Consider the following 13,179-nt stretch of genomic DNA (forward strand, 5'->3'; position numbering starts at 1 on the left):
TAACACTTAAACTACTGGAGGGAAGTATCTATGAAAAGACGGTTTAGGTGCCCAGTTCAAGTAAAGAAGGAGTTTGTAGTGGAGGTACTGTCCGGTTACTGTACAGAGGTGTGAGCCCGCACGGTATGTCTCCTAAAACCTTAAGCAACTGGATCCGCCAGTATCAGGATGAGGTGAGTAATCTCATGACGAAAAATCGTGACGAAACAGAAAAACTCAAGCAGGATGCCCAAGCTTCAGGAGCTTCAAACGTAGTACAACAAATCTGTAAAATTGTTAGGCGAGAAAGAATTATAAAACACCATCCTTCGAAATTTAGTTAAAAATAATTACCCAGATGGAAATGGCTTACTATTGGATCGACCTAGGCTATCCGGTTCGTACGGTATTGCGTATCTGTGGAGTGTCTCGTTCAACTTATCACTATGCCTCAAGCACTCAGAACGTCAGCAGCCGGTGAGCAGCTGCTCACCCATCCCAGGGTATTCCCGCGACTAGTTAGATAACCGAATTAAGGGATATTTAAGACGCCTTATCCGCGGTCCTTATACAGCGTTTGGCTATCGGAAATTGACGATCTTGTTACGGCGAAAATACGGATTAATCAGAAGGTGTATCGGCTCTGCAAGGAGATAGGCATCCTTACCCAGTAGCGAGAAGCCACAAATCCTGTGCCCAAGAAGGTTGGCAAACAACCGGGTGGTTGTCGGCCCCAACCAACAAGACAGCTGGATATTAAATATGGCTATGCATGTAGAGTACCATCGAGGTAAGCTTGCAGCATTCATAACATTCTGCTGACCGTTCGAAAGGGGCTACTGAACGACAATTGCGCAAGAAGACAAACTGGTCATTCGAACCGATACCGGCCCTCAATTTATTAGTAAGGCCTTCTATGCCTTTTGTGAGAAGGCTGGCATCGGGCACGAACGGATTCCCAATCAGACGCCGAAGCGTAATTGTTTCGAGAACTATGAGGAAACCTTTAAAACGAAGTAGATCGGTTTAACCGCTATTTATAATAATGACCGCATTCATGGTAGTCTTAGAGACTGGCCACCTAGAGAATGCCTCCGGATGGTGTCCGCAGGAACGATAATACCATAACAAATTGCGCTACAATGCAATATCTCAAGACTGAACGTGGCTTGTGTCCAGACTAGGGGTTAACCCGTTTTCGTCGCATATAACGTACGAATATGGAGTGATTCCGGTCGATAACGTAGCGTACGGCTTTTCCAAGACAAAATTAAAGGGATAAAGGCATCGAGAGAAAGATATATATATTAACAATAAATTCTGAAACGGCCGTGCACCTGGGTACGCTTGATATGATGCTCTGTTCACGGACCAACACCCTGAGGTCGGAGCAATTGGCTGCAAATTGTTTTTCCGGATGGATCGCTGGACAACGCGTGTAAGCACGGGTTGCGTCGGCTTCAACTTATTATGCGTTCGGATTATTAAAACTTTTTCTTCGGTCCTTCGTTAGAATTAATATTAGATGAGTTACTTGGATCCGCTTAAGGCGTGCCCATTTTAGCTGCCTAGTCGGTGTGTTCATGCTGGTGAGAGGGGCGGTCATCGAGCTTGTTGGGATGCTGAATGAAGATTTCTTATGAAGAGCGAGGATATTGGGCCGGATCAAACAGGTCGGTTGGGTGAGTGATTACTATCCCCGAACGAGTATCTTTCAGTCATAGGGCGCGGCAGTACCCGCAAGCCTTCCTTAATCAATTATTAGTTCCGTGGGGCCATGATTCTGTTCCATTCTCGCAGCACAATCTTGGGTCGCTAATACTAATGTTTACCGGCGGGGTTGGCGTGAATTTCCTGTTTTGAAATTGCATCAAATTAAGATTCGCGAGGTGAATGAATTGGTTCGCCAAAGTCAAGGATTTCTGTCTCAGATGTATGTTTTGGTTGATTTTACGGTGATCCAAGCGATCTTCTTACTCTCCTGGTGGTTGAAGTTTAAGAGCGGGTGGATACCGTTCGATACTCCCATTTCAATAAAGAATTACCTGCTGTGGAGTTGCGTTTATGGAATTATTGCTGTGGGAATAAGCTATTATACAAACTTTTACACTTCCAAGCGTAAGAAGCAGTTCTCCTACGAAGTATTTAAGATCATTCAGATTCATGTGGCCAGTCTGTTAATACTGTTGGGTATCTTATTCGTGTTCAAGGAAGTTCATGTATCGCGATCGTACTTGCTGCTCTTTCTGATAAATAACATTCTTGCGACTAGCTTTTATCGCTATGTGGTAAAGTCATCGCTTAGACATTTGCGTCAGAGGGGCTATAACAAGCAGTTCATTCTGATCCTTGGAGCGGGAACCTTGGGGAGGCAATTTTATGAGAATCTGCAGCAGCATCCGGATCTCGGGTTTGAAGTCGCTGGATTTCTGGATGACCATCAACTCGAGCATGGGCTAGAGCATAAGCACTATAGTCCTATCGTGGGAACAATCGATGATTTAGAGGGCCTGATGGACTCGATGTTGATCGATGAGGTTGTGATAGCTCTTCCCCTTGAGGCGCATGCCAAGTTCGGCAAAATCATCAACACCTGCGAAAAAGCCGGCGTGAAGACGCTGATTATTCCCGACTACTTCGATTTCCTGCCATCAAGGCCGTACTTCGATAATTTTGCGGGCATGCCGCTCATCAACGTCCGGGATATTCCGCTCGACGAGATGCGCAACCGGTTCTTTAAACGGCTGTTCGATATAGCGTTCTCTTTGGCGGCCATTATTATGACTTCGCCGTTATTGATTCTGATTGCCCTAGGGATCAAGTTCACGTCGCCGGGACCGGTCATTTTCAAGCAGGAACGTGTCGGGTTGAACAGACGGCATTTTATGATGTACAAGTTTCGTTCGATGCGCGTCCAAAGTGAAGACAGCTCCGATACGAAATGGACGACGGAGAACGATCCGCGCAAGACCAAATTCGGCTCGTTTCTCCGGAAGACGAGTTTGGATGAGCTGCCGCAGTTTTTCAATGTGCTGTTCGGGCATATGAGTGTGGTGGGACCGCGGCCGGAGCGGCCGTATTTCGTGGATCAATTCAAGGAAGAGATTCCGAAGTATATGGTGAAGCATCATATTCGTCCGGGAATTACGGGCTGGGCTCAGTCCAACGGGCTTCGTGGCGATACGTCGATTGAGGACCGGATTAAGTACGATATTTTCTACATTGAAAATTGGACTTTTCTTTTCGATATCCGCATCATTTGGAAGACCATTGTCAATGGCTTTATCAATAAAAATGCTTACTGACTCCTATAGCCTATTGGTTATAGGAGTTTTTAGTTCCAGGTCCAACCTTGTCTGCATAATCGAACAACCCCCCACATAGACATGTTATCAGATGCAAATTGATAATGGCGTGGAGGGATGAAGGCTATGCGGCGGTTCAAATGGGCGGTGGCGGTCATGCTGTGTCTGAGCTTGGTGCTTACGGGATGCGGCTTGGTGGGTAAGAAGGATGCAGGCTCGATTGTGAAGGATCTGGATGGGGTGGTAGGCAAGCTGGACAGCTATCATGCGGAAGGGCGAATGACGCTGAATACCGGCACAGAGCCTCAAGAGTATGCGGTTGAGGTATGCTTTATGGCGGATTCGTACTATCGGATCTCGCTCACGAACGCGAAGAAGGATATTACGCAGATTGTCCTGCGCAACGATGATGGAGTATTCGTGCTCACACCTCATCTGAACAAAAGCTTCCGCTTCCAAAGCGATTGGCCGGAAAATCAAGGCCAGGTGTATTTGTATCAGTCGCTGGTCCAGTCGATTCTGATGGATAATGAACGTCAGTTCACGACGGATGAAAATTCTTACGTGTTCGATGTCGCGGCCAATTACCAGAACGGCTCGCTTGCCCGTCAGAAGGTATGGCTGGATAAGAAAAATTATGCTCCGCAGCATGTGGAAGTTGCCGACGCGAACAATAATGTGATGGTGATCGTGAAGTTTGACAAGTTTGAATTCGGCACAAAGTTCGAGAAGGATCAATTCGATATGCAGCGCAATATGACGGGCTCGAGCATGAAGACGCTGCCTACGGTCGGCCATGATCATGGGGCCGCAGATAAAGCAGGGGCGGCGGGCACCGGCGACAAGGGAACGGCAGCGGCTAATGGGCAAGCTGCGAGTAAGCAGGACAATGCAAGCAGCGATAAAGCAGCAGCAGGATCGAGCAAGGCGACAAGCGGAGCGAATCAAGGCGCCACGTCGCAAGCTACGGGCAAACAAGACAATGCAAGCGGCGATAAAGCAGCAACCGAGACGAGCAAAGCCACGACTGGAACTAACCAAGCGCCAGCGGGGCAGACGGGTACGACGCAAACGGGCGCAGGCAAATCGGCTTCTGGCGCAGGCGGAGCAAGCAACCAGCTTTCCTTCGGCATCATCGAGCCTAATTATATGCCTAGCGGCGTGAAGAAGCAGGATATGACGGAGATCAAGCTGGGCGAGGATAAAGCGGTGATGATTCGCTACGCCGGCACTTATAACTATACATTGATCGAGTCGCGTCCGAAGGAAAAGACAGTTTCAATTTTGCCGGGCGAAATTATGGACCTGGGCTTCACACTGGGAGTAGTAACGGGTGATGCGAAGAAGACGCTGACCTGGACATATGACGGAGTGGAGTTCAGACTCTCTACAGGCGATCTTCCGGATACGGAAATGATCAAGGTGGCGCAGGCGGTACAAGGCGAGATGGGGAAATAGCTCTGATAAGGAAAATCACGGCCTCGCGGTTCCCTCTGGGACTGCGGGGCTTGCTTATTCTTCCAATCTGCCGAGCCGGGTATTGGTTTGTTTGACTTCCTCCAATATCAAACGAAGCAGCTGCTCGCTCATGGCATGTCCTTCTTTCCTGAAGACTAATAAATGAGGGACTTGGAGAATAAGTATACATGGATGGGGCGGTTCAGGTAAATAGGTCTCGCTTGGACCGAACGGATAACCGATATATCAGTGATCCATCGGTTGACAGTCCCGGATAGGCGCATTAACATGGGGATATTGCATCAAATGAGGCAGAAGAAGGTGGAGGAAGTGGATTCATTTTACCGGTCGACGCGGGTGGAAATATCGCTCGACGCGCTGCGCCATAATCTGGAGGCGTTTCGCGGAGCGCTGCCGGAAGCGGTGCGGATGATGGCAGTAGTGAAGGCCGATGCTTACGGGCATGGGGCTGTAGAAGTATGCCGGGAGGCGCTCAGCTGCGGTGTGGAATATATTGCGGTAGCCTTCCTGGACGAGGGACTGGAGCTGCGCAGAGCCGATATTAAGGCTCCGATCCTGGTTCTGGGCTATACGCCGCCGGAAGGGCTGCTGACAGCCTGGGAGCAGGACATCGCGCTCAACGTCTACACGGAAGACATATTGGAGGCATGGGAGCGTGTGGCGCCGCCAGGAGCCGCGCAGCGTCCTCTCCGTATTCATATTAAGATGGACTCGGGCATGAATCGCCTGGGAATAGGGGACACGGAGGCGGCCGTCCGCTTCATTGAGCGTGCGCGCCATACGCCTGGCATTGAGGTGGAGGGGCTGTTCACCCACTATGCTTGTGCCGATGAAAGGGATAAGACCCATACGCGCGGGCAGTTTGACCGATTTGCTCAAGTTGTGCGCCATTTCGAGGACCGGGGCATCACCTTTCCCTTGATTCATGCGGGCAACAGCGCGGCGGCCATTGACCTGCCCGAGCTGACCTTTAATATGGTCCGGCTGGGGATTGCGATGTACGGCCTGTATCCTTCGGAAGAAGTAAACAAGACGCTGATCGGGCTGCGGCCTGTGCTGAGCATCAAGACCGGCGTCGTGATGGTGAAGCAGGTGCCGGTAGGAGAGGGAATCAGCTATGGAGCTGTCTACCGGACGAAGGGAGAAGAGACGATCGCGACGCTGCCGATCGGTTACGCGGACGGCTTTTCCCGGCTGCTGACAGGCAAGGCTCAGGTGCTGATAAGAGGGCAGCGCGTTCCGGTCGTTGGGAGAATTTGCATGGATCAATGTATGTTAAATGTGACCGGTCTTGCCGATATTCCTCTAGAAGAAGAAGTCGTTATTCTGGGGACGCAGGGAGGGGAGGCGATTACAGCCGAGGAGCATGCAAGCTGGCTGGGCACGGTTAACTATGAGATTGTCTGTATGATCTCTCACCGTGTTCCTCGCGTGTATGTGAAAAACGGCTCGGTGGTGCGGTCGGTGAACCCGCTGCTTCGCCATCTGTGGGAGCAGGAGGCTTGATTGGAGCGGCAGCCGGAAACGGGCGCTGCCCCTGTAGAAGGGGCGTATCGGGAACAAGCCGACGCAGGATCGGCAGGGCTCTCGCTTGGATGGAATTTCCACTCCATAATTTAAGGAGACCTGAGAGGATTTTCTTCCTTTGCCGCGAATATGTAGGAGTAGCATACTGGGAAGATCACGGACGGTATAGCATAATGGATATACCCGAAGCATATATTGATCTTGTATATTTTTACTGGAAGATTGCCATAATGGAAATAAGCTTTTTGTATGTCTCTTGGGGGTGCATGAACAGGTGGCCAATGCTCATAACACGAAGCGCATCATGATCAGTCTGCCGGACTATCTGCTTGAGGAAGTCGATCACTTGGTGGAAAAGGAAAATTCGAACCGCAGCGAGTTCATCCGTCAGGCGATGAAGCTGTACCTTGGCGAACGCAAGAAACGTCATCTCAGGGAGTCTATGCAGCGCGGGTACATGGAGATGGCGAAAATCAATCTCAACATGGCCTCGGAAGCCTTCCAGGCGGAAGAAGAAGCGGATCTTACGCTTGACCGTCTCGTTAGCGGGGTGTAGCCCGTGATTGTCAAACGTGGCGACGTTTTTTTCGCGGATCTTTCACCTGTTGTCGGTTCGGAGCAGGGAGGGATCCGGCCTGTGCTGATTATCCAGAACGATATTGGCAATCGCTTCAGTCCAACGGTTATTGTGGCAGCGATTACGGCACAGATCCAGAAGGCCAAGCTGCCGACGCATGTTGAAATTGATGCGGAAGCGCACGGGTTTGACAGAGATTCCGTTATTTTGCTGGAGCAGATCCGGACGATTGATAAGCAGCGTCTGACCGACAAGATCACACATCTCGACGATGAAACGATGCGCAAGGTCGACGATGCTTTGCAGATTAGCGTAGGGCTGATCGAGTTCTGAGGGTGCGGTTCATGAGCGGGGGTCTGATACCCTCGTTTTTTGCTGTAAGCGGGAAGAATAGCTTGTAAATGGCAGTTAATAGGGGGACCCTCCCGATAGTAATAGGCATTCGCTGCAAGACTTGACTTCACTTAAGGGAGTACTTATTCTCGGTCCCGGGAGGAGACGGACGGATGGCGAAAGAGCAAAGCGTGCAAGGGAAACAACTGACGGCGGAGGAAACAACGGCTGCGGCGTCCATAGAGCTGACCGACGAAAGAAAAGCGGCAATTCAGGAGCGGATCGTCAAGCAGATTGCAGCTGAGCTGCAGATCGGCGGAGGACGGGTCAAAACGACGGTGGACCTGCTGGATGAAGGGAATACGATCCCATTTATCGCGAGGTACCGCAAGGAGATGACCGGGGAGCTGGATGAAAACCAGCTGCGCGATATCGAGGAGCGTCTGACGTATCTGCGCAATCTGGAGAGCCGCAAGCTGGAGGTCATGCGTCTGATCGATGAGCAGGGCAAGCTGACGGGCGAACTTCGCACATCCATCGAGCAGGCGGGCAAGCTACAGGAGGTTGAGGATCTGTACCGTCCTTACCGGCAGAAGCGCAAGACGCGTGCGAGCGTAGCCAAGGAAAAGGGGCTGGAACCGCTCGCCGAGTGGCTGCTTTCCCAGCCCAGACAAGGCGATCTGACAGCCGAAGCCGCCCGGTATATCGATACGGATAAAGGCGTACAAAGCGCGGAGGAGGCGCTTCAAGGCGCGATGGATATTATAGCCGAGCAGGTAGCCGACGACGCCAAAATCCGAGCTTGGGTGCGGCGTTATACGTTCGAGCAGGGGATTGTGCGTACAGAGGAGCGCAAGGCGGGTCAGGAATCGGTGTACGAGATGTATTACAACTACCAGGAGCCTGTGCGCAAGCTGCCGCCTCACCGTATACTCGCCATCAACCGGGGAGAGCGGGAAGAGGTGCTGAAGGTGGCGCTTGACGTGCCGGCGGAGCGCATTCACGATTTCATCGGCAAGCAGCTTATCAAAGGACCGTCCGTCACGCGTGACGCGTTAACAGCCGTCATCGAGGATGCGTACAAGCGTCTGCTGGCACCTTCGATCGAACGCGAGGTGCGCGGCGAGCTGACGGATAAGGCCGAAGAGAAGGCCATCGAGGTGTTTGCGGAAAACCTGCGCAATCTGCTGCTTCAGCCGCCGGTGAAGGGCAAGGTCGTGCTGGGCGTCGATCCGGCCTACCGGACAGGCTGCAAGCTGGCTGTCATCGACGATACCGGTAAAATGCTGGAGATCGCCGTCACTTACCCGACCCCGCCCAACAACAAAGTAGCTGAAGCGAAGGCCGTGTTTAAGCGTCTGATTGACAGCTACGGCGTAGAGCTGATCGTGATCGGCAACGGAACGGCTTCCCGGGAGACGGAGCAGTTCGTAGCGGAGCTGATCGGCGAAGTGAAATCGCGCAAGCTGGCCTACCTGATCGTCAACGAAGCCGGAGCCAGCGTATACTCGGCATCGAAGCTGGCACAGGCGGAGTTCCCGGATCTGGATGTATCCGAGCGCAGCGCAATCTCCATCGCCAGGCGGCTCCAGGACCCGCTGGCGGAGCTCGTGAAGATCGAGCCCAAGGCGATCGGCGTCGGGCAATACCAGCATGATGTGACGCAGAAGCGGCTGGAGGAAAGCTTGACATTTGTCGTAGAATCGGCGGTTAACCATGTCGGCGTCGATGTGAACACGGCTTCGGCTTCCCTGCTTTCTTATGTATCGGGCATCAACGGGACGCTGGCTAAAAATATCGTGAAGTTCCGGGACGAAAACGGCAAGTTTGTCAGCCGTCAGCAGCTGCAGAAGGTGCCTCGTCTGGGAGTCAAGGCGTTCGAGCAGTGCGTGGGCTTTCTGCGCATCCCGGGCGGCGGCAATCCGCTCGACAATACGCCGATTCATCCGGAGTCGTATGCGGTCGTGGACAAGCTGTTCCGCGATCAGAAGCTGGAGCTTGCCAAGCTGGGCAGCGAGGAGCTTAAGGCTGCTCTGCAGCGTTTGAAGCCGGAGGAGCTGGCCGACAAGCTTGGCGTCGGAGTGCCGACGCTGCGCGATATCGTGGATTCGCTGCTGCGGCCGGGGCGCGATCCCCGGGAAGAGCTGGAGGCCCCGTTGTTCCGGACGGACGTGCTGCAGCTGGAGGATCTGACCCCGGGGATGGAGCTGAAGGGGACCGTCAGGAACGTGATCGATTTCGGAGCTTTCGTGGATATCGGGATTAAAAATGACGGGCTCGTGCATATCTCGCAGCTCAGCAATTCGTTCGTCAAGCATCCGATGGATGTCGTGTCTGTCGGCGATGTGGTCACCGTCTGGGTACTGAGCGTGGATGCGAAGAAGGGCCGGGTCGGCCTGACGATGAAGAAGCCGTAAGCACTCGCGCAGACGGACATAAAAAAGCAACAGAGCACTGGAACGATAGCCTGAGGCTACGCTCTAGTGCTCTGTTGGCGCTGGCTTCCGAGCCTGACGCAGGACCTTAATTAAGGCTGTGAGTGGAGGCTGGTGGGAGTCTCGGTATCGGACCGGCGGGTTCGGTAGAAGTACCAGCAATCGTTAAGCAGGCGGATTTGCCGCCGGTTTTTGTTATAGAAGGCGTGCATTAACTGGTTGCAAAGCCATTGTGGCAAGACGATCAGCCCTTTCCCTCTAGCTGCTGTTTGTATAGCATATGGGCGGGAGGGCGTTTAGGTGCAAGTCCGCCGGGGTCAGGCGAGTTCTTCTTCTTCCTCGTACCATTGCTCGAGCTGAGCCTGGAGGGCGCGAATCTCGGTCAGCAGGGAGACGAGAGGATACTGCTTCTCCTGGGCTTGCAGTGCCGCAAATGCTTGCTCCAGCCGGTTGATATAAGCAAGTCCTTGCTGCAACTCGAACCCGGGATGTACAAGCTCAAGCGCTTCAAACTCGGCGATAAAATAAGGCAGCGCCGGCACGCCGGGCACGGTCAGCTTGTCCAGCTCCTTATGCAGGCGCTGATTGAGCGCAGCGAGCTGGTACATATGAGTGGCTGGCATTTCGACAAATTCCAGCTGATCCTGATGCTGGAGCAGCGCATATTTTTTGTTGGACATGGTTAACGTCTCTCCTGTCGTCAAAGCGAATAAAAAGTAAGGTGCGCGGGCAAGATTCCTACTTGACAGTGTAGCCTAACCTGCGGTTACAATTCAAGTGAGAAAACCTATAGAGAAGAGTGTTTAGGGGTGGGAGCATGAAAAATGAATGATCGGCAGCTGCAGCAGTGGGTGGAGCAAATATCGCTGTCGTCGTTTGGACGTCCATTCAAGCATCAGGCCAGATTCAACAAGCGGCTGCGGGCCACAGGCGGCCGATATTTCACGGGAAGCCATGACATTGAGATCAGCTGGCTGCAATTCGAGCAGTTCGGCAAGCAGGATGTGGAGAAGATCATCAAGCATGAGCTCTGCCATTATCATCTGCACATCCTGGGTCACGGGTATCAGCACCGGGACGATGATTTCAAGAAGCTGCTCGCGCTCGTAGGCGGGACCCGTTATTGCAAGTCGCTTCCGGACGCGCTGCAGCGCAAAGAGCCGTACCGGTACAAACTCATTTGCACCGCCTGCTCGGCTGAATATTTAAGAAAAAGAAAGACCGATCCGCGCCGTTTCGTATGCGGTCATTGCCGGGGAAAGCTTAAGCTTGTGGCGCTTGACTTGAATTCGGATTCATGATAAATTAAAAATTGTTCTTCCCTGATAGCTCAGTTGGTAGAGCACTCGACTGTTAATCGAGTTGTCACAGGTTCGAGTCCTGTTCGGGGAGCCATTATCTTTGGAGAGATACCCAAGTGGCTCAAGGGGACCCTCTGCTAAGGGGTTAGACTGCGCAAGTGGTGCGAGGGTTCGAATCCCTCTCTCTCCGTACAATTAGGAAGACCGCCTTCTGGCGGTCTTTTTTGTTGTGGGGCGATTTGTCCGTGGGCAAACCTCTGGAATCGCTCCTTTGCGAATACGCCGAAGAACGATGCGGGTTTGTGCGGAGTGCGAAGAGACTAACCCGGGAGTCGCGCCTTAGCGAAGAACGATGCGAGTTTGTACGAAATCACACAGAGAGAAGCCGCGGGTATATTCGGCTATAGGCAAAATGCCCGGGTTTATCCCCGGCTGTCTGCACTATAACATGGAGGCGGGCGAGACCCCCTATTGGAAAGCACCCGGTGCGTTTCGCAGCTACAGCCACTTTTTCCACTTAAATATCAACCACATCCCCACCGACGTCGCGATCAGCACCAGCCACACGTACAAATAACCCCAATCCCAATGAAGCTCGGGCATTCGATCGAAGTTCATTCCATACAAGCCGACGATAAAGGTCAGCGGCAGAAAAATACAGCTGATAATGGTCAGCGTCTTCATAATTTCGTTCATGCGGTCGGATTTCATGCCCATTTGCAGCTCAAGCAGGCCGAACAAGGACTCGCGGAACATATCGATCGAATCGACGACTCGCGAGATATGGTCGTATATATCGATGAAGTAAACGTCGGCCTCCACGCTCATATAAGGAAAGCTCTGATGGCTAATGGTGCCAAGGACCGTTTTTTCCTCGATAATGATGCGGCGCAAATGATGAAGGGTTCGCTTGAGCGTGAACACCTCGCGGGACACCTGAAGGTAGGGATTATGGAAGATAGCGCGCTCCAAGCGGTCGAGCCGATCCTCGACAAGATTAATAATCTGCGTATAGTCGTCCACGCATCGGTCCAGCAGCCGGTACAGAATAGCGCCCGGAGCAAATAAAGTGCCTTCGACTTGAAGAAAATGCTGCTTTAACTCGTCGATCATCGGCAGCGGTTCCTGACAGATGGAAATGACGTAGTTCTCGCCAATGACGATCGCGATCTCTGCAGTTTGCAGCTGCTGGTTGATGACGGCGAAGAACGTAAGGAAGATATGGTCCGAATACCGGTCCATCTTCGGACGTTGGTTCAGCTTGATGCAATCCTCAACGACGAGAGGATGGCAATGAAACAGCTCCCCTACTATATGCTCGACTTCAGAGGCTTGGGGATTCTCCAGATGAATCCATACGACTTCCTCGCCGCTCGGAGCCCGCAGCGGCTGCTCGGTTGTCAGACTTTCGGAAGCTTTATATACGAGCATGAGCGACACCTCTAACGATAAGTAGATCGGAATATATGCCCATCATATCATATTCCAACGAGGCGGCGCCTCCCGGGAGGGAACCGATTGTGCTGAGATGGAGGGGATATGCGTTTGGTGCCGCCTTGGTGAAGGATTTTGTTTCGAAACAAACGATCCAGGGGAATATAACAAACAAACCTGTAGTTCATGAAGGGAGATGTGCGTCATGTGGAAAACCAAGTCATTGGAAGAGCAGATTACGGCCGTGCTGGAGGATAACAAGTTTTGTTCGTTCGGGACGATAGATGGACAGAAGCCCAAGGTTCGATACATGGCCTTGTTCAATGAAGGGCTGACTTTGTATTTGGCGACGAACGCCAAGACGGATAAGGTGGACGAGATTCTCGGCAATCCGAATGTTTATGTGCTGGTAGGCTTTGACGGGAAAAAATCGAATGACATTCTCCAGATCGAAGCCAAGGCCGAGGTTTGCAAGGATGAGACTCTTCGGGAACGCCTCTGGAACAGCTCGTTCAAGGAATGGTTCGAAGGCCCGCATGACCCCGAATATGTGATCCTGAAGATTAATCCTGATCGCATCGAATATACGGGCGCCGACAAAGAGCCGCAAGTGTGGGAGAAATAAAGCGCAAGAAACGGCGGGAAAAGAAATTGGCTTTCCCGCTTTACTATTTCTATAAAAAGCAGTATAATGTCTTTCAGACGCGCGGTTGTGGTGGAATGGCAGACACGCTATCTTGAGGGGGTAGTGGGCGTACGCTCGTGGAGGTTCGAGTCCTCTCAACCGCATACTGAAGAAAGCCTTGTAT

At 52.2% G+C, this 13,179-nt stretch carries 11 protein-coding genes and 3 tRNA genes; 11 read left to right on the top strand and 3 right to left on the bottom strand.

Annotation, left to right across the window (positions count from 1 at the left end):
- Nucleotides 1-1,877 precede the first annotated feature (1,877 nt).
- From BLR08_RS20945 to BLR08_RS20970, 6 genes are all read left to right on the top strand, one after another.
- The gene (locus BLR08_RS20945; RefSeq protein WP_072331338.1) at nucleotides 1,878-3,284 is read left to right on the top strand and encodes an undecaprenyl-phosphate glucose phosphotransferase; all 1,407 of its coding nucleotides are present in this window, start codon (nucleotides 1,878-1,880) and stop codon (nucleotides 3,282-3,284) included.
- Nucleotides 3,285-3,410: 126 nt separating this feature from the next.
- Nucleotides 3,411-4,742, top strand: coding sequence for an outer membrane lipoprotein-sorting protein (locus BLR08_RS20950; RefSeq protein WP_072331193.1), 1,332 nt, complete (start codon nucleotides 3,411-3,413; stop codon nucleotides 4,740-4,742).
- A 330-nt stretch (nucleotides 4,743-5,072) separates the two neighbouring features.
- On the top strand, nucleotides 5,073-6,269 hold the full coding sequence (gene alr / locus BLR08_RS20955) for an alanine racemase (RefSeq protein WP_072331336.1): 1,197 nt from the start codon (nucleotides 5,073-5,075) through the stop codon (nucleotides 6,267-6,269).
- Nucleotides 6,270-6,564: 295 nt separating this feature from the next.
- Nucleotides 6,565-6,846: a CopG family ribbon-helix-helix protein gene (locus BLR08_RS20960; RefSeq protein ID WP_072331191.1), complete on the top strand. Its 282-nt coding sequence runs from the start codon at nucleotides 6,565-6,567 to the stop codon at nucleotides 6,844-6,846.
- Between the two features lie 3 nt (nucleotides 6,847-6,849).
- On the top strand, nucleotides 6,850-7,200 hold the full coding sequence (locus BLR08_RS20965; protein WP_072331189.1) for a type II toxin-antitoxin system PemK/MazF family toxin: 351 nt from the start codon (nucleotides 6,850-6,852) through the stop codon (nucleotides 7,198-7,200).
- Between the two features lie 173 nt (nucleotides 7,201-7,373).
- Nucleotides 7,374-9,617, top strand: coding sequence for a Tex family protein (locus BLR08_RS20970; protein ID WP_083537159.1), 2,244 nt, complete (start codon nucleotides 7,374-7,376; stop codon nucleotides 9,615-9,617).
- Between the two features lie 110 nt (nucleotides 9,618-9,727).
- Here BLR08_RS20970 and cmpA read toward each other — a convergent pair whose 3' ends face one another.
- Nucleotides 9,728-9,874, bottom strand: a complete 147-nt coding sequence (gene cmpA / locus BLR08_RS20975) for a cortex morphogenetic protein CmpA (RefSeq protein WP_090586403.1) — start codon at nucleotides 9,872-9,874, stop codon at nucleotides 9,728-9,730.
- Between the two features lie 78 nt (nucleotides 9,875-9,952).
- Nucleotides 9,953-10,315, bottom strand: coding sequence for a hydrolase/acyltransferase (locus tag BLR08_RS20980; protein WP_072331187.1), 363 nt, complete (start codon nucleotides 10,313-10,315; stop codon nucleotides 9,953-9,955).
- Between the two features lie 144 nt (nucleotides 10,316-10,459).
- On the opposite strand from BLR08_RS20980, the gene BLR08_RS20985 reads away from it, so the two are divergent.
- The 3 genes from BLR08_RS20985 to BLR08_RS20995 all read left to right on the top strand — a co-directional run bounded on the left by BLR08_RS20985 (nucleotide 10,460) and on the right by BLR08_RS20995 (nucleotide 11,126).
- On the top strand, nucleotides 10,460-10,936 hold the full coding sequence (locus BLR08_RS20985; protein WP_072331185.1) for a SprT family protein: 477 nt from the start codon (nucleotides 10,460-10,462) through the stop codon (nucleotides 10,934-10,936).
- Between the two features lie 18 nt (nucleotides 10,937-10,954).
- Nucleotides 10,955-11,030 (top strand) — tRNA-Asn (locus tag BLR08_RS20990).
- Between the two features lie 8 nt (nucleotides 11,031-11,038).
- Nucleotides 11,039-11,126: transfer RNA gene (locus tag BLR08_RS20995), tRNA-Ser, on the top strand.
- Between the two features lie 308 nt (nucleotides 11,127-11,434).
- Here the strand turns inward: BLR08_RS20995 and corA are convergent.
- Complete coding sequence (corA, locus tag BLR08_RS21000; protein ID WP_072331183.1) at nucleotides 11,435-12,367, bottom strand: magnesium/cobalt transporter CorA; 933 nt, start codon at nucleotides 12,365-12,367, stop codon at nucleotides 11,435-11,437.
- A gap of 208 nt (nucleotides 12,368-12,575) precedes the next feature.
- Between corA and BLR08_RS21005 the strand changes: the two genes are divergently transcribed.
- A complete protein-coding gene (locus tag BLR08_RS21005; protein ID WP_072331181.1) occupies nucleotides 12,576-12,995 on the top strand; it encodes a pyridoxamine 5'-phosphate oxidase family protein in 420 nt (139 codons plus the stop codon).
- Between the two features lie 81 nt (nucleotides 12,996-13,076).
- A tRNA-Leu gene (locus BLR08_RS21010) sits at nucleotides 13,077-13,159 on the top strand.
- Nucleotides 13,160-13,179: the final 20 nt, after the last annotated feature.

It is taken from the genome of Paenibacillus sp. cl123, from assembly GCF_900101595.1.
In the GTDB taxonomy this organism is placed as follows: domain Bacteria; phylum Bacillota; class Bacilli; order Paenibacillales; family NBRC-103111; genus Paenibacillus_G.

What these genes read in the sequence shown, in the direction of transcription:
- BLR08_RS20985 (WP_072331185.1), top strand. Translation starts at nt 10,460, where the DNA reads ATGAATGATCGGCAGCTGCAGCAGTGGGTGGAGCAAATATCGCTGTCG.
- corA (WP_072331183.1), bottom strand. Translation starts at nt 12,367, where the DNA reads ATGCTCGTATATAAAGCTTCCGAAAGTCTGACAACCGAGCAGCCGCTG.
- BLR08_RS20950 (WP_072331193.1), top strand. Translation starts at nt 3,411, where the DNA reads ATGCGGCGGTTCAAATGGGCGGTGGCGGTCATGCTGTGTCTGAGCTTG.
- BLR08_RS21005 (WP_072331181.1), top strand. Translation starts at nt 12,576, where the DNA reads ATGTGGAAAACCAAGTCATTGGAAGAGCAGATTACGGCCGTGCTGGAG.
- BLR08_RS20980 (WP_072331187.1), bottom strand. Translation starts at nt 10,315, where the DNA reads ATGTCCAACAAAAAATATGCGCTGCTCCAGCATCAGGATCAGCTGGAA.
- BLR08_RS20970 (WP_083537159.1), top strand. Translation starts at nt 7,374, where the DNA reads ATGGCGAAAGAGCAAAGCGTGCAAGGGAAACAACTGACGGCGGAGGAA.